The sequence below is a fragment of the Pantoea sp. BS_8 genome, assembly GCF_041954965.1.
Lineage (GTDB): Bacteria > Pseudomonadota > Gammaproteobacteria > Enterobacterales > Enterobacteriaceae > Pantoea > Pantoea stewartii.
In genome coordinates, this window is sequence record NZ_JAVAXU010000002.1 from 427097 (window position 1) to 442487 (window position 15391).

At 55.7% G+C, this 15391-nt stretch carries 15 protein-coding genes; 1 reads left to right on the forward strand and 14 read right to left on the reverse strand.

Annotated features, from left to right (window positions below; all coding sequences use genetic code 11):
* Positions 1-12: 12 nt before the first annotated feature.
* The 5 genes from sucA to sdhC form a co-directional block, all read right to left on the reverse strand.
* Positions 13-2820 (reverse strand): 2-oxoglutarate dehydrogenase E1 component, encoded by a 2808-nt coding sequence (gene sucA, locus RAC65_RS07415; protein ID WP_006118456.1) that lies wholly within the window; start codon positions 2818-2820, stop codon positions 13-15.
* Between the two features lie 200 nt (positions 2821-3020).
* Entirely contained in the window at positions 3021-3737 is a 717-nt protein-coding gene (locus RAC65_RS07420) for a succinate dehydrogenase iron-sulfur subunit (protein WP_058701095.1), read from the reverse strand.
* A gap of 14 nt (positions 3738-3751) precedes the next feature.
* The gene (gene sdhA / locus RAC65_RS07425) at positions 3752-5518 is read right to left on the reverse strand and encodes a succinate dehydrogenase flavoprotein subunit (RefSeq protein WP_006118454.1); all 1767 of its coding nucleotides are present in this window, start codon (positions 5516-5518) and stop codon (positions 3752-3754) included.
* Positions 5519-5866: a succinate dehydrogenase membrane anchor subunit gene (sdhD, locus tag RAC65_RS07430; protein ID WP_006118453.1), complete on the reverse strand. Its 348-nt coding sequence runs from the start codon at positions 5864-5866 to the stop codon at positions 5519-5521. It lies immediately after the preceding gene.
* Complete coding sequence (gene sdhC / locus RAC65_RS07435; protein ID WP_033739345.1) at positions 5860-6249, reverse strand: succinate dehydrogenase cytochrome b556 subunit; 390 nt, start codon at positions 6247-6249, stop codon at positions 5860-5862. The genes sdhD and sdhC overlap by 7 nt, the downstream gene beginning before the upstream one ends.
* A 625-nt stretch (positions 6250-6874) precedes the next feature.
* On the opposite strand from sdhC, the gene RAC65_RS07440 reads away from it, so the two are divergent.
* Positions 6875-8158: a citrate synthase gene (locus tag RAC65_RS07440; protein ID WP_006118451.1), complete on the forward strand. Its 1284-nt coding sequence runs from the start codon at positions 6875-6877 to the stop codon at positions 8156-8158.
* A gap of 80 nt (positions 8159-8238) precedes the next feature.
* Here the strand turns inward: RAC65_RS07440 and RAC65_RS07445 are convergent, their stop codons facing one another.
* The 9 genes from RAC65_RS07445 to RAC65_RS07485 all read right to left on the reverse strand — a co-directional run bounded on the left by RAC65_RS07445 (position 8239) and on the right by RAC65_RS07485 (position 15385).
* On the reverse strand, positions 8239-8826 hold the full coding sequence (locus tag RAC65_RS07445) for a GNAT family N-acetyltransferase (RefSeq protein WP_375096546.1): 588 nt from the start codon (positions 8824-8826) through the stop codon (positions 8239-8241).
* Positions 8827-8920: 94 nt separating this feature from the next.
* Positions 8921-9709, reverse strand: coding sequence for an endonuclease VIII (nei, locus tag RAC65_RS07450; RefSeq protein ID WP_039337980.1), 789 nt, complete (start codon positions 9707-9709; stop codon positions 8921-8923).
* Positions 9710-9720: 11 nt separating this feature from the next.
* Positions 9721-10368: a pyroglutamyl-peptidase I gene (gene pcp / locus RAC65_RS07455; RefSeq protein ID WP_033739338.1), complete on the reverse strand. Its 648-nt coding sequence runs from the start codon at positions 10366-10368 to the stop codon at positions 9721-9723.
* Between the two features lie 6 nt (positions 10369-10374).
* A complete protein-coding gene (locus RAC65_RS07460; RefSeq protein WP_324020211.1) occupies positions 10375-11391 on the reverse strand; it encodes a DUF979 domain-containing protein in 1017 nt (338 codons plus the stop codon).
* Complete coding sequence (locus RAC65_RS07465; protein ID WP_006118446.1) at positions 11388-12119, reverse strand: DUF969 domain-containing protein; 732 nt, start codon at positions 12117-12119, stop codon at positions 11388-11390. Before RAC65_RS07465 ends, RAC65_RS07460 begins: the two co-directional genes overlap by 4 nt.
* Positions 12120-12176: 57 nt before the next feature.
* A complete protein-coding gene (pxpA, locus tag RAC65_RS07470; protein ID WP_054634312.1) occupies positions 12177-12914 on the reverse strand; it encodes a 5-oxoprolinase subunit PxpA in 738 nt (245 codons plus the stop codon).
* A complete protein-coding gene (pxpC, locus tag RAC65_RS07475) occupies positions 12904-13836 on the reverse strand; it encodes a 5-oxoprolinase subunit PxpC (protein ID WP_039337974.1) in 933 nt (310 codons plus the stop codon). Before pxpC ends, pxpA begins: the two co-directional genes overlap by 11 nt.
* Positions 13830-14486 carry a 5-oxoprolinase subunit PxpB gene (gene pxpB, locus RAC65_RS07480; RefSeq protein ID WP_205957366.1) on the reverse strand — a complete coding sequence of 219 codons (657 nt, stop codon included), beginning with the start codon at positions 14484-14486 and terminating at the stop codon, positions 13830-13832. The genes pxpC and pxpB overlap by 7 nt, the downstream gene beginning before the upstream one ends.
* Before the next feature lie 155 nt (positions 14487-14641).
* A complete protein-coding gene (locus tag RAC65_RS07485; RefSeq protein WP_133745081.1) occupies positions 14642-15385 on the reverse strand; it encodes a type 2 GTP cyclohydrolase I in 744 nt (247 codons plus the stop codon).
* Between the last annotated feature and the right edge of the window lie 6 nt (positions 15386-15391).

A 15391-nucleotide genomic window follows, 5' to 3' on the forward strand; every position in this document is an offset into this window, starting at 1 on the left:
CTTTCCTTTTAATTAATTGACGTTCAGTGCGTCATTAACCAGGTCTTGCTGCTGTTGTTGATGTACGGACATATAACCCACGGCCGGTGAAGCCGATGCCGGGCGACCTGCATAACGCAGCGTTGCACCAAACGGTACCACATCACGGAAATGGTGCTGGCTACAGTACCAGGCACCCTGGTTCAGTGGCTCTTCCTGACACCAGACAAAATCCTGTACGTGGGAATACGCTTTTAACGCTTCCTGTACCGCCTGATGCGGGAACGGGTAAAGTTGTTCGATACGCACGATAGCGACATCGGTTTTTTCGTCTTTACGACGCTGTTCCAGCAGATCGTAGTAGACCTTACCGGAGCACAGCACGACGCGCTTGATGCCTTGCGGATCCAGATCGTCAATTTCGCCAATCGCTGGCTGGAAGCTGCCGTTTGCCAGTTCATCCAGCGAGGAAATCGCCAGAGGATGACGCAACAGCGACTTCGGTGACATCACCACCAGCGGACGGCGCATACCGCGCAGCGCCTGACGACGCAGCATGTGGTAAACCTGAGCCGGTGTTGAGGGTACGCAGACCTGCATGTTCTGCTCAGCGCAGAGCTGCAGATAACGTTCCAGACGGGCGGAGGAGTGCTCAGGGCCCTGACCTTCATAGCCGTGTGGCAGCAGCATCACCAGGCCACACATACGGCCCCATTTTTGCTCGCCGGAGCTGATGAACTGGTCAATCACCACCTGCGCACCGTTAGCAAAATCGCCGAACTGCGCTTCCCAAATGGTCAGCACGCGCGGCTCTGCGGTGGCATAACCGTATTCAAAGGCCAGCACGGCTTCTTCAGACAGGACGGAGTCCCAGACTTTGAATTCACCCTGACTGTTATGAATATGGTGTAGTGGCGTGTAGGTTGAACCGTTGGTCTGATTGTGGATCACGGCATGACGGTGGAAGAAGGTGCCACGGCCGGAGTCTTCACCCGACAAACGTACCGGAATGCCTTCATCGACCAGCGTGGCGTACGCCAGATTTTCAGCCCCGCCCCAGTCAAACGCTTTCTCGCCTTCGGCCATCAGCTTACGATCGTTATAGATCTTGGCGACGCGAGACTGGACTTCAATCTCTTCAGGGATCTGGCTGATACGCAGCGCCAGCTCCTTCAGACGCTTCATGTCCACCTGAGCCGGATAGGGTTCATCCCACTCGTGATTCAGATACGGTGACCACGTGAAGGAGTGCAGGCTCATCGGACGCCATTCTGGCACCACGCATTCGCCGGCATCCAGCGCATCACGGTACAGATTGACCATTTCGGTGGCATCTTCCTGCGACGCGACACCTTCGCTTTCCAGACGATCGGCGTAGATTTTACGCGGGGTGGGATGCTTTTTGATTTTCTGGTACATCAACGGCTGCGTGGCGCTTGGCTCATCCGCTTCGTTGTGACCATGGCGGCGATAGCACACCAAATCGATAAACACATCGCGTTTAAAGGTATTGCGATAGTCCAGCGCCAGTCGGGTCACAAAGGCCACCGCTTCCGGATCGTCCGCATTGACGTGGAAAATCGGTGCCAGCACCATTTTACCAATGTCAGTACAGTACGGTGTAGAACGCGCGTCTTTCGGATTCGAGGTGGTGAAACCCACCTGGTTGTTGATCACGATACGCACGGTGCCACCGACTTCATAGCCGCGGGCCTGAGACATGTTCAGGGTTTCCTGCACCACGCCCTGACCAATGACCGCCGCATCACCGTGAATAGTGATGGGCAGCACTTTGTTGCTGACCGGCTCAGCCAGACGATCCAGACGGGCACGCACCGACCCCATGACCACCGGGCTGACAATTTCCAGGTGAGACGGGTTAAAGGCCAGCGCCAGGTGTACCAGACCGCCTTCGGTTTCGATATCCGATGAGAAGCCCATGTGATATTTCACATCACCAGTGCCCAGGTGTTCTTTATGTTTGCCTGAGAACTCGTCGAACAGATCCTGTGGCTTTTTACCCAGCACGTTAATCAGGACGTTGAGACGGCCACGGTGCGCCATCCCCAGCACCACTTCGCGGGTGCCGCTTTTACCTGCATGACGAATCATCTCACGCAGCATAGGCACCAGTGCATCACCGCCTTCCAGCGAGAAGCGTTTGGCACCCGGGAATTTTGCGCCCAGATATTTTTCAAGGCCTTCTGCCGCAGTCAGCTCTTTCAGGAAACCTTTTTTCTCTTCACCGCTGAACGAACAGTGGCCAGCACCGGATTCGAGACGCTGCTGAATCCAGCGTTTCTCTTCGGTGTTGTTGATGTGCATGTACTCTGCACCAATCGAACCACAGTAAGTCTGCTTCAGCGCCTCGAACAGATCGGCCAGCTTCATGGTTTCTTTGCCAATAGCAAAAGAACCTACGTTAAAGCTTTCCTGAAAATCGGCGTCGGTCAGATCGTGAAAAGCAGGGTCGAGATCGGCAACACGGTCCTGTTTCCACAGGCCAAGCGGATCCAGGTTTGCTTCCTGATGGCCGCGAAAACGAAACGCGTTGATCAGTTGCAGCACTTTCACTTGCTTGGAGTTGGTTGCCGGATCGGTGACTGAGGAGGTGTAACGAGATGCGTCTTTCGCCAGGCGACGGAAATATTCGCGGGTCGCGGAGTGGAACTGCTCGGGTTTCACTCCCGTGCCTGGTAACTGTTGGAACATCGAGCGCCACACTGCATCCACAGAGTCAGGATCGGTCAGGAAATCCTCATAGAGTTGCTCTATGTAAGACTGATTCGCGCCGGCCAGCCAGGAGGAGTCCAGCCAGGGCTTCATCGCGCTGTTCTGCATTGTGATCCCTTAAGCAATGTTATGCTTTATTGAGGTTTCATTTGTTGCCGCTTTCGCGGTTTGCCGTAGTGAGTTCAGCGATACGAGCACTGTGCGCAGCGCGCGCCCGGCCCGTAAGGGAACCTTTGTAAACGTGGTCGGAACCGCGTTTAAAGAGGCTTCCGTAAAACACCGGGAACCTGAGGTTCCCGGCTGTATCACTATGCCCCGCGTTGCAGCAGCATCGACTTGATATGGCCGATGGCGCGCGTGGGGTTAAGACCTTTAGGACACACGCTGACACAGTTCATGATGCTGTGGCAGCGGAACACGCTGAATGCATCGCTCAGATTATCCAGACGCGCATCGGTTTCGGTGTCGCGACTGTCAATAATGAAGCGGTATGCCGCCAGCAGACCCGCAGGCCCGATGAACTTATCGGGATTCCACCAGAACGACGGGCATGAGGTTGAGCAACAGGCGCAGAGAATACACTCATACAGGCCGTCCAGATGCTCACGCTCGCCTGGCGTCTGCAGATGCTCACGCGCAGGTGGGTTTTCACCGTTGTTTAACAAGTAAGGCTTAATTTTCTCATACTGAGTATAAAACTGACTCATGTCTACCACGAGGTCGCGCACCACAGGCAGGCCAGGCAGAGGACGAATCACAATCTTCTGCTTACCGTTGCCTAAGGCGGAAACCGGCGTAATGCAGGCCAGGCCGTTTTTACCGTTCATGTTCAGGCCATCTGATCCGCACACGCCTTCACGGCACGAGCGACGGAAAGCCAGCGTAGGATCCTTTTCTTTTAAACGGATCAACGCGTCCAGCAGCATCATGTCACGGCCATCTTCCGCTTCCAGGCTGTAATCCTGCATGCGCGGTTTATCATCGACGTCCGGGTTATAACGATAGATCGAAAATTCTAGTCTCATGATGATCTCCGCAATTAGTAGGTACGCGCTTTTGGCGGGAAGGCCGCACGCAGTTTCGGTTGCATGTTCACCTCACGGCGCGTCATGCTTTCCGTTTGCGGAACATAGAGGCTATGGCACAGCCAGTTCGCATCATCACGTTCCGGATAGTCGAAGCGGCTGTGTGCACCACGGCTTTCTGTACGGAAGTTAGCCGCAACCGCTGTGGCATAGGCGGTTTCCATCAGGTTATCCAGCTCAAGGCACTCGATACGCTGTGTATTGAAGTCGGGTGAACGGTCATCCAGACGCGCAGACTTCAGGCGCTCACGAATCACTTTCAGCTCTTCAAGACCTTCACGCATGGCATCACCTTCGCGGAAGACCGAGAAGTTGTTCTGCATGCAGCGTTGCAACGCTTTACGGATTTCAACCGGATCTTCACCCGTGGTGTTGTTCTCCCAGCGATTGAAGCGCGCCATGGCAGCATCGATGTTTTCCTGACTGGCTTCGCGCAGTTCGCCCTGCTCTTCCAGACATTCAAGCAGATGAACACCCGCCGCGCGACCAAAGACCACCAGGTCCAGCAGTGAGTTTCCGCCCAGACGGTTCGCGCCGTGAACAGATACGCAGGCGATTTCACCCACAGCGAACAGGCCCGGAATCACTTCATCTTCGCCCTGCGCATTGACGCGCAGCGCCTGGCCGGTCACTTTGGTCGGTACGCCGCCCATCATGTAGTGACAGGTTGGGATAACAGGAATCGGCTCTTTAATCGGGTCAACGTGCGCAAAGGTACGGGACAGTTCCAGGATTCCTGGCAGACGTGACTCCAGCACTTCGGCACCCAGATGGTCAAGTTTCAGCTTGATGTGCGGGCCCCATGGACCATCACAGCCCCGGCCTTCACGAATTTCCACCATCATAGAACGGGCCACCACGTCACGACCTGCCAGGTCTTTGGCGTTTGGCGCATAGCGCTCCATGAAGCGCTCACCGTGTTTGTTCAGCAGATAGCCGCCTTCACCGCGGCAGCCCTCGGTGACCAGCACACCCGCACCTGCGATACCGGTTGGGTGGAACTGCCACATTTCCATGTCCTGCACCGGTACACCTGCGCGCAGCGCCATGCCAACACCGTCGCCAGTGTTAATGTGGGCATTGGTCGTCGACTGATAGATACGTCCTGCACCACCGGTCGCCAGAATGGTCGCCTTGGCTTTGAAGTAGACGGTTTCACCGGTTTCCATGCAGATAGCAGTACAACCCACAATCGCATCGTCGTCATTCTTGACCAGATCCAGTGCATACCATTCGGAGAAGATGGTGGTTTTGTTTTTCAGGTTCTGCTGATACAGCGTATGCAGCAGGGCGTGGCCAGTACGGTCAGCTGCCGCGGCAGTACGCGCCGCCTGCTCACCACCGAAGTTTTTTGACTGACCACCAAACGGACGCTGATAAACGCGGCCGTCATCAAGACGGGAGAAAGGTAAGCCCATGTGTTCCAGTTCCAGAATCGCTTCCGGACCGACGTGGCACATGTATTCAATCGCGTCCTGGTCGCCGATATAGTCGGAGCCTTTGACGGTGTCATACATATGCCATTCCCAGTTATCGTCATGGGTATTGCCCAGCGCAACGGTAATACCGCCCTGCGCGGATACCGTATGAGAACGGGTTGGGAACACTTTGGACAGCAGGGCGCACGTCTGGCCCGACTGGGAGATTTGCAGTGCCGCGCGCATACCCGCGCCACCTGCGCCGATCACCACGGCATCAAATTCTCTGACTGGTAACTTCATTTACACACCCCACACCACAACAAACCCATAAATTGCATATGACAACAGTGCCACCACGATAACCAGCTGTAACAGCAAACGCGCCGCCAGCGATTTCACGTAGTCCGTTAAGACCTGCCACATACCAATCCAGCCGTGGATCAGGATCGAAAACAGCGTCAGGAGCGTGAACACTTTTGTAAATGCTGAGGCAAAGAAGCCACGCCAGATGTCATACGTCAGCGTGTCTGTCATCACCACGAAACCGAGCATGTAGATGATGTAAAGCGTAATAAGGATTGCCGACGCGCGCAGCAACAGCCAGTCCTGAATGCCATTGCGACCCAACGCGGATGCATTGCTTACCATACGAGGACTCCTGCTAAGATTGAAAGCACGACAGTAATACCAAATGTCACCTGCGCAGAACGCTTACCTGCTTCGAGCGTTTCCGCCAGATAACCAAAATCCATTAACATATGACGTATCCCGCCCACCGTATGATAGGCCAACGCGGTCAGAATGCCCCACATGATAAACTTCACAAAGAAGCCGCTCATGATAGATGCCGCGTGCTGAAAACCTTCAGGAGAGGAGAGAGAAAGACCGAGAAGCCACAACAGGATGCCGAGAGCAACCAGAGTGATGACGCCGGAGACACGGTGGAGAATGGACGATATTGCAGTAACGGGAAACCGGATCGTCGAGAGATCCAAGTTGACAGGTCTTTGTTTTTTCACGGTTTTGCCCACACAGCTCTTTTTTATTTTGCTTCCTCCGGAAGACAGGCCCAAACCCGAAAAAAAGGTTCAGTCTTAATCCGTCACCAAAATAGCAACATCCAGTGTTAAATGACGTGGTACAAACGCTGGGTGGCTCCTGGTGTCAGGGTGTTCCGGAGACCTGGCCGGAAGTATAGGACGATCACATTCTGATTACAATTCCCCTACAAACTCTTTGGAGAATTTTCGATGAAACAGTGATCCCACTCACGCTTTTCACAATTCATACAAATTTAATTATCTGATTTGACAATAGTTCAACAATTCAGTTACAAACTAGTCCGATAAAATCCTATGATGCACAAAAGTTATGGGGATACACTTTCTCCTAAGCTGAAGTTATGTAACATTGTCGGTAACCGCTTTAAATACCATCAGGTTATTGGTTACAAAGAAGTTATGTCCTGACCGGATCTTTAACAACCGCGATATGCACATGTCACGGCTTTACATTTCCAGTGGAACGCGCCTCTCACTCTGTACCCTTCACTGCTTATAATGCAGAGTGACACCGTGAAGTACTGCCAAATTGCAACATGCACGCGTTTCAGGTGTCGAAAGATCCTTACCTGCCTAAGGCGCTATGGAGACGAAAATGACAGATAAAAAAGTGACGCTAACCCTATCAGATGAAACGTCCATTGAACTGGGTGTACTGCAAGGCACGCTGGGCCAGGATGTCGTCGATGTCCGTCAACTGGGTTCCAACGGCCTGTTTACCTTCGATCCTGGTTTCACGTCTACAGCGTCCTGCGAATCAAAAATCACCTTTATCGATGGTGATGAAGGCATTCTGCTTCACCGCGGCTTCCCTATTGACCAACTGGCTACCCACTCTAACTACCTGGAAGTGTGCTACATCCTGTTAAATGGTGAAGCCCCCACGAAAGCCCAGTTTGAAGAGTTTAAACAAACGGTTACGCGCCACACGATGATTCATGAGCAGATTACCCGTCTGTTCCACGGTTTCCGTCGTGATTCACACCCGATGGCGGTGATGTGCGGCGTGACCGGCGCACTGGCTGCGTTTTATCACGATTCGCTGGATGTAAACATCGAGCGCCACCGTGAAATCGCCGCTTTCCGTCTGCTGTCGAAAATGCCTACCATGGCAGCGATGTGTTACAAGTATTCAATCGGTCAGCCGTTCGTCTATCCCCGTAACGACCTCTCCTATGCCGGTAACTTCCTGCACATGATGTTTGCAACACCGTGTGAAGAATACAAGGTTAACCCTGTGCTTGAACGCGCCATGGATCGCATTCTGATTCTGCACGCCGATCATGAACAGAACGCCTCGACCTCTACCGTACGTACCGCTGGCTCGTCAGGCGCTAACCCGTTTGCCTGTATCGCGGCCGGTATTGCCTCCCTGTGGGGACCCGCACACGGCGGCGCGAACGAAGCCTGTCTGCGTATGCTGGAAGAGATCAGCACCGTCGAGCACATTCCTGAGTTTGTGCGCCGTGCCAAAGACAAAAATGACTCTTTCCGCCTGATGGGCTTTGGTCACCGTGTTTATAAAAACTATGACCCGCGCGCGACCGTTATGCGTGAAACCTGCCATGAAGTGCTGAACGAACTGGGCATGAAAGACGATCTGCTGGAAGTAGCGCTGGAACTGGAACACATTGCGCTGAACGACCCGTACTTCATCGAGCGCAAACTCTATCCAAACGTGGATTTCTACTCCGGTATCATCCTGAAAGCCATGGGCATCCCTTCGTCCATGTTTACCGTGATTTTCGCCATGGCGCGTACCGTTGGCTGGATCGCGCACTGGAAAGAAATGCACGACGAAGGCATGAAAATTGCCCGTCCGCGTCAGCTGTATACCGGTTACACCGAACGCGAGTTCAGCTCGAAGCTGGATAAATAAGCTGTCCGGCAACGGGCGGTAAGGCGAAAAGCGGTGGTGTCCTTACGGGCACCGCCGCTTTTTTTTACTGACGCCGCTGGTCAGCGTGAGCGAATCTTAGTGAAAGGATGAACGGCGGACGTTTGAGATGCCCGAAAGGCCTGCCATTCTTCTCGCGTCACTTCCCATAATTGCGAGTCATGTGTGCCTGAAACGTACTGTTTTTTCTCTGTGCGGATACAGCGCATCCCACTGTTGACAGAAATATTCACAGAGCGCTGATTCAGTGCCGCTTTTGGCGTTCTCAGCAGCGTTTTTTTTAGATCGGTAAACCAGTAATCCGTCACGGCCAGGCAGGCTTCTGTCATATAGCCCTGCCCCTGCCACTCCGGTACCAACCAGAAGCCCCGGTTATTATCCGGCGTCTCCATCAGGCAAATAACGCCAATCAGTTGCTGTTCCGCCGCTTTAGGCCGCAATGTCCAGTACCAGCCCGTCCCGGCCGCGACCGCCGGTAAGGCGACATTGGCAATATAGTCTCGTGCCCCGCCCTCGGGATAAGGCCAGGGCACCGAATCGATCAGGTAGCGTACAATTTCCCAGCGCGGAAACGCGATCTGCATGGCATCGGCATCCTCCAGCGACAGGGGTTTTAAGCGCAACCTTTCCGTCACAATCTCAGGTGTCATGATGATTCCTTATGCTGTGAAGAAAACCGGGTGACGATATCCTTCGCTGACGAGTGACATTGCCCGCGTGCAACGGCGGGACAGGCCAGCGTTTTTATCTCTGACAGCCAGGGCACCAGTAAAACGGTCGGGCGGACAGGACGCCCTTTTCGATCACTTCGCCGCAGCGGCGACATGTCTTGCCCTGGCGGTGGAACACTTCAAACCGAAATGCCGCTTCGCTGTGGTATTTTTTCATGGTGCCGCGCATGCGATAGGCATGACGCGGCACGGACAACAGCGCTTCGCAGAAAGCCGTCAGTTGCGCCTCACTCAGCGACTGTGCGTTATGCCGGGGAAGCAACTGGGCCAGCCAGAGGATCTCAGCACGTAAATAGTTGCCCAGTCCGGCCAGAAAAGCCTGATCCAGTAACAGTCCGCTGAACCGGCGGCGACAGAAACGCGGCGAGCACAGCCGTTCCCTGACCGCCTCTACGGTCAACTCCGCATTCAGTACATCCGGCCCGATGCGGTTGAGAAACGGATGACGGGCAAGCGTTTCCGCATTCAGGAGTTCAATATCCGACGCGCTGTAAAGCAATATCGCCTGATTAGCCGTCGCGAGACGCACACGTAACTGCCGTTTTGTCTCGGGCTGCATGTCTGGCGGGACGATGCGCCAGACGCCGTACAGCTGATTGTGCGAATACAGCGTCAGGCCGTTACTGAAATGGGTCAGCAACGCTTTACCGCGCGTCTCTATCGACGCCACCTGTTCTCCCAGCAATGCGGGCTCATAGGTTTTTAATTCGGGAAACGCAAACCAGACGTCGGTCAGGGGCTGGCCGACGATGGCCACTTCAAGCTGATCCGCCACGCGGCGAATCTCCGGTCCTTCAGGCATCACTCGTCCTCTTAATGCGTTGCGCCACCCACTTCCTTCACATCCTGAGCGGTGGTCAGGGTCGTTTGTACGGCAATTTTCAGCGCCTCAATAACGGTTGCGGCGGGCATACTGGGTGCACCCGGGTGATGCACCGCCTGTTCAGGCAGGTAGGGAATATGAATGAAACCGCCCCGTGCCGGGCTGCCGTTGCTTTCAAGCCAGTGCAACAGACCATACATCACCCGGTTACAGGTAAAGGTTCCTGCGGTTTGCGACACCGATGCCGGAATGCCCGCTTCCCGCACCGCGGCCACAATGGCTTTGATCGGCAGGCGTGAAAAATATCCGGCCGGGCCATCCTGAACGATGGGTTCGTCCACGGGTTGCCTGCCCGCATTATCCGGGATGCGCGCATCATCCACATTAATACCAATTCGCTCTACCGTGATATCGCTGCGACCGCCTGCCTGCCCGACAGCGATAACGGCATCGGGCCTGATCGTTTCCAGCGCCTGATACAGCACATCCAGCACCTCGCTGAATACGACGGGCAACTGGCGCGTCACGATGCGTGCGCCGGCAATAGTCTGGCCTTCAAGGGCACTGACCGCCTGCCAGGAGGGATTAATGGATTCGCCGCCAAAGGGCTCAAATGCCGTCATTAATACCGTTTTCATGCTGCCTCACAAAAACATCAGGAAGTAGAGTAAGAAAATGTTAACAATTAACAGTAGCACACCGGTTGGCACCTGAGCTTTGATGACCGCGTTGCGATCCGGTAACTCCAGCAAGGCAGCAGGCACAATGTTGAAGTTTGCTGCCATCGGCGTCATTAACGTACCGCAGTAGCCGGAAAACATCCCGATTGCCGCCATGACCGCCGGGTTACCGCCATGCTGTAACACCAGAATGGGAATGCCGATGCCCGCGGTAATAATCGGGAACGCCGCGAACGCATTCCCCATCACCATGGTGAGCAGTGCCATCCCTGCCGCGTAAACCGTGACCGCAATGAAGCGGTTATCCACGGCAAGATAATGTTCGGTGAGATGGGAGATCGCGCCACCGACGCCCGCGGCCGTAAACAGTAGCCCCAGGGTTGCCAGGATTTGCGGCAGGAGAAACGCCCAGCCGATGCAGTCCAGCAAACGTCGGGTTTCCTGCATCGACTGCACTGGGGTTTCACGCGTCATTTTCATGGCGATCAGCCAGCCCAGCAGACAGCCTGTGGCCATGGAGAACAGCGTAATCAGGGTGGAATGGTTGCCCGCGCCGAACACCCACGTTTGCAGACCGGGAAGGTTATTAAACGCTAACACACCGATCACTGTCACGACGGGGATCGCCAGGGCTGGCAGGAAAAGTTTGTTGCCCAGACGCTGGGCACTGGCCTGTTTTTCCGCCTCACTGCGCTGGTGATAGCGGCCCATTTTTACCCCACCACAACCGGCAAGGATCCCCATGATAACCACCGCTACGCCCACGCTAATTTGCAACGTACGTGTGCCGCTTTCGGCAGAGCCCATCATTTGGGTCATCAGAGCGGTTGTCCAGTCACCCACCAGAAAAATCAGGCCATAGAGTCCCCAAAATAAGCCAGTGGTGAAACGGCGCGGATTTGCGCTGTCGCGCCAGGATAAAACCGCGACAACCAGCAGAATCAGGCCAGCCAGCCACATCAGATACTGTTGCTGAATCATGACGGCTCTCCTTTGGCTTTCATGGCCTCGCTGTTGATGACGCGCAGTTCTCGTGCCAGCTGGCGGTCCAGCCTGATCAGGCGGGCGGAATGAATCAGAAAGGCTGAGAGCGCCGTGGGAATGCCCCACAGGGCAATATGCAGTGGCTCAGTCTGGATACCGGCGGACTCCTGCATAAAATTATGCATAAAAATAATGGCGCCAAAGGCGACAAAGATATCCTCGCCAAAGAACAGCCCGACGTTGTCGGTGGCAGCGGACATGGCACGCAGGCGATGACGGACCTCGGGCGGTAGGGCCCCGTAGCGGTTTTCGCTGGCCCCCTCGGCCATCGGCGCAAGTAGCGGTCGCACCATTTGCGGATGACCGCCGAGACTGGTCAGCCCGAGGGCCGCAGTCACCTCACGCACAAACAGATAGACAATGAGCAACCGTCCCGCCGTCGCCGTTTTGATCTGGGCAATCCACGCCTGCGCGCGCTGTTTCAGACCATGGCGTTCCAGTAAGCCAATAACCGCCAGCGGCAGCAGCAGGATCAACGGCAGGTTGCGGGTATTCAGAAATCCCTCACCCAGCTTTTGTAAAATATCGCCCAGCGGCATCAGGGCAGCGATCCCGGTGACGAAGCCTGAAACAATGACCACCAGCACCGGATTAAAACGCAAAACGAAGCCAACGACGATGGCAGCAATGCCCAGCAGCGGCCAGAGATTTACTACGCTGTCCATACTTTTCCCCTCGTGAAATAGTAAGCCCGAGACGTTCAGGCTGGTTATGCCGTTTTTTTATTGACTGGTGACGGTGATAGCATGGCTGGCAAAGCTGGCACGCAGACGTTGCGCAAACGTCAGTGCATGCGCCCCGTCACCATGCAGGCAGACGGTTTCTGCGTTCACCTGAACCGCCTCACCGGTCACACTGATGACCTGCCCCTGTCGCACCATCATCAGGGTTTGCTGAATCGCCTGGTCTTCCTCTTCAATCAATGCGCCGGGCTGGCCACGGGGCACCAGCGCGCCGCTGCTGAGATAGCCGCGATCGGCAAACACCTCCTCCCGGGTTTTCAGGCCGTGATGGGCCGCCGCGCGAATCAACTCACTGTTAGCCAGCCCCACCATGATCAGCCGGGCATCGACGGCTTTGACGGCTCGCGCAATCGCCTCGGCCAGCGTGGCATCCGCCGCCGCCTGGTTATACAACATACCGTGAGGTTTAACGTGAACAAGCGACTGCCCTTCGCTCTCCGCCAGACTTTTGAGCGCACCAACCTGATAGATGATTTGCGCATAGACGGTTTCCGGCGGCAGTTGCATCGCACTGCGGCCAAAGTTTTCACGATCGGGAAAGCTGGGATGCGCGCCAATCGCCACGCCAAATTCGCTGGCCCAGCGAATGGCCTGCAACATCATCTGCGCGTCGCCTGCGTGAAAGCCGCAGGCGATGTTGGCGGAACTCACCAGCTGCAACAGCGCACGATCGCTGCTGCTCCCCTCGCCCAGATCGGCGTTTAAATCAATTTTCATTTGCCAGTCCCCAGGCCATTTGCCCCAATACATGCTGCTGCTGTCGCGTTGCCGCCAGCGCCTCTTCGGGCGTACAGGGCATAAAATGAATCGGCTCGCCCAGACGAATCTGCGCCAGATGATAAAGATCGCATTCAATGACGCAGGCGATACGTGGATAGCCGCCGGTAGTCTGTGCATCCGCCAGCAGGACGATAGGCTGACCGTTTCCAGGCACCTGAATGACGCCGGGCACCAGACCATGCGATAACAACTCGCGCGGCACGTCGCGTTGCAAAGCAGGCCCCTGCAAACGGTAGCCCATGCGATTACTTTGAGGGTTCAGCTTCCAGGCTGCTCGCCAGAACGCCTGTTGTGACGCTTCGCTGAATTCGTGGTATTCCGGTCCGGGTAACGCCCGAATACGGTTACCCCAGAGCAACTGGCGCACGCCTTTTTTGCTCGTGAAGTGCTGTTGCGGTTTGCCTAGCGGAATGACGTCGCCGTCCTGCAGCGTTCGCCCCTCAAAGCCGCCAAAACCGGCCTTGATGTCGGTGCTGCATGAGCCCAGCACCGGCGGAATAGCGAAACCACCGTGCACAGCCAGGTAGCTGCGCATGCCGTGAATCGGTTTCTTCAACACCAGGACCTGCCCTTTTTTTACCGGTAAACGCCAGCCTGTCCAGACAGGCTTGCCATCCAGTTCGGCCTGACAACCCGCTCCCGTTAGTGCAAACCACCCATCCCGACGGAATTCCGCTTTAAACTGTCCGAGGACAATCTCCAGCACGGCGCTGCCCGGCGGATTGCCTGCCAGCAGATTGGCTGTGATCATGGCGGGTTGATCCAGAACACCACTGACGCCGATGCCATACTGTCGCCAGTGATAGCGTCCGAAATCCTGAATGCTAGTTGCCAGACCCGCGCGAAGAATGTTTAACATATCCCTTCCTTTTGCGGCACAAACCGGACATTGTCACCCGGACGAAGTAAGGTTGGCGGCTGCTGGCTGGGTGTGAAAAGCGCGACCTGCGTCCTTCCAATCAACTGCCAGCCGCCTGGTGAGACCAGCGGATAAACACCGGTCTGGCTGCCGCCGATGCCCACCGATCCAGCCGGAACCGCAACGCGCGGTTCGGCGCGGCGCGGCATATGCAGGCGCGCATCCAGGCCGGCCAGGTAAGGAAAGCCGGGCTGAAAACCAATAAAGAAAACCGCGTAATCCGTGCTGCTGTGTAACGCGACGACCTGCTTTTCCGTCATGCCGGCGTGGTCGGCCACCTGACGCAAATCCGGCCCCGCCTCGCCGCCATAGATGACCGGTAAGGTCACAAGGCGCGACTCTGTGTCCTGCGCCTCACTTTCCTGCCACCACTGTTCAAGTTGCGCTGTCGCCTGTCGGGCATCTCTGGGCGGCTCCCGTAACAGCAGCGTCAGGTTGTTCATGCCGGGAATCACTTCCCGGGTCGCGTCGTGTGACTGCAAACGCTGGCACAGATGCCAGATTCGCTGCTGACTGGCCAGCGAAACGGGCGGAGACAACTCCAGTACCACCGCGCGCTCGCCCAGCATATAGCATCGTGTTTTTTGCAACACGTACCTCCTGGTAAACAGCTTTGCGGCACTCAGACAGGATTCTGGCGCGCAAAAGCCAAATGTGTTTTACAACCCAGGAAGGTAGTTATGCGAAAGTGACGGTAATGTGTCAACAGGTTTGGGTTCTGCGCAGATGGCAGAACCCAGGGGGATCAGGCGGGATTGGGAATATCAATAAACGTGACATCCAGGCCATGATGCTCCGCCAGCCATTCACCCAACGCCCGAATACCCGCGCGTTCGGTGGCATGGTGGCCTGCGGCGAAAAAGTGCAGGCCTTGTTCACGGGCGCTGTGAATGGTTTGCTCAGAGACCTCGCCCGTAATAAAGGCATCTACGCCAAAGGCGGCCGCATTATCAATAAATCCCTGACCGCCGCCACTGCACCAGGCAACACGACGGATCGCTGCTGGCGCATTATCACCACAGTGAAGCGGCTCCCGTCCCAGCACCTCAGTAATACGCTGTGCCAACGCATGGCCGCTCACAGGTTGAGTCAGTTCACCCCAGGGCACCAGCGGCATAATCTCGCCCATCACGTTAATACCCAGCAGCTTAGCCAACTGCGCGTTATTGCCCAGCTGAGGGTGCGCATCCAGCGGCAGGTGCCAGCCGTAAAGGTTAATATCGTTTGCCAGTAGCGTGCGCAGACGCTGGCGTTTCATGCCTTTAATCACCGCCGGTTCACTTTTCCAGAAATAACCGTGATGTACCAGCACCGCATCGGCTTTGCGCGCCACCGCTTCATCCAGCAGCGCCTGGCAGGCGGTCACGCCGGTAACGATCGTTTTCACTTCAGGTCGGCCTTCGACCTGTAGCCCGTTTGGCGCATAATCGCTGAAGGTATGGGTTGCCAGCTGATCGTTAACGATTTTTTCTAACGCATAGTGATTCATTTCTGC

Excerpts from the sequence above, each read along its gene's own strand:
- nei (WP_039337980.1), bottom strand. The coding sequence starts at position 9,709 with ATGCCTGAAGGACCGGAGATTCGCCGCGTGGCGGATCAGCTTGAAGTG.
- RAC65_RS07420 (WP_058701095.1), bottom strand. The coding sequence starts at position 3,737 with ATGAGACTAGAATTTTCGATCTATCGTTATAACCCGGACGTCGATGAT.
- sdhD (WP_006118453.1), bottom strand. The coding sequence starts at position 5,866 with ATGGTAAGCAATGCATCCGCGTTGGGTCGCAATGGCATTCAGGACTGG.
- pxpA (WP_054634312.1), bottom strand. The coding sequence starts at position 12,914 with ATGAAAATTGATTTAAACGCCGATCTGGGCGAGGGGAGCAGCAGCGAT.
- sucA (WP_006118456.1), bottom strand. The coding sequence starts at position 2,820 with ATGCAGAACAGCGCGATGAAGCCCTGGCTGGACTCCTCCTGGCTGGCC.
- RAC65_RS07445 (WP_375096546.1), bottom strand. The coding sequence starts at position 8,826 with ATGACACCTGAGATTGTGACGGAAAGGTTGCGCTTAAAACCCCTGTCG.
- RAC65_RS07440 (WP_006118451.1), top strand. The coding sequence starts at position 6,875 with ATGACAGATAAAAAAGTGACGCTAACCCTATCAGATGAAACGTCCATT.
- RAC65_RS07460 (WP_324020211.1), bottom strand. The coding sequence starts at position 11,391 with ATGATTCAGCAACAGTATCTGATGTGGCTGGCTGGCCTGATTCTGCTG.
- pxpC (WP_039337974.1), bottom strand. The coding sequence starts at position 13,836 with ATGTTAAACATTCTTCGCGCGGGTCTGGCAACTAGCATTCAGGATTTC.
- RAC65_RS07485 (WP_133745081.1), bottom strand. The coding sequence starts at position 15,385 with ATGAATCACTATGCGTTAGAAAAAATCGTTAACGATCAGCTGGCAACC.
- pcp (WP_033739338.1), bottom strand. The coding sequence starts at position 10,368 with ATGAAAACGGTATTAATGACGGCATTTGAGCCCTTTGGCGGCGAATCC.
- sdhA (WP_006118454.1), bottom strand. The coding sequence starts at position 5,518 with ATGAAGTTACCAGTCAGAGAATTTGATGCCGTGGTGATCGGCGCAGGT.
- RAC65_RS07465 (WP_006118446.1), bottom strand. The coding sequence starts at position 12,119 with ATGGACAGCGTAGTAAATCTCTGGCCGCTGCTGGGCATTGCTGCCATC.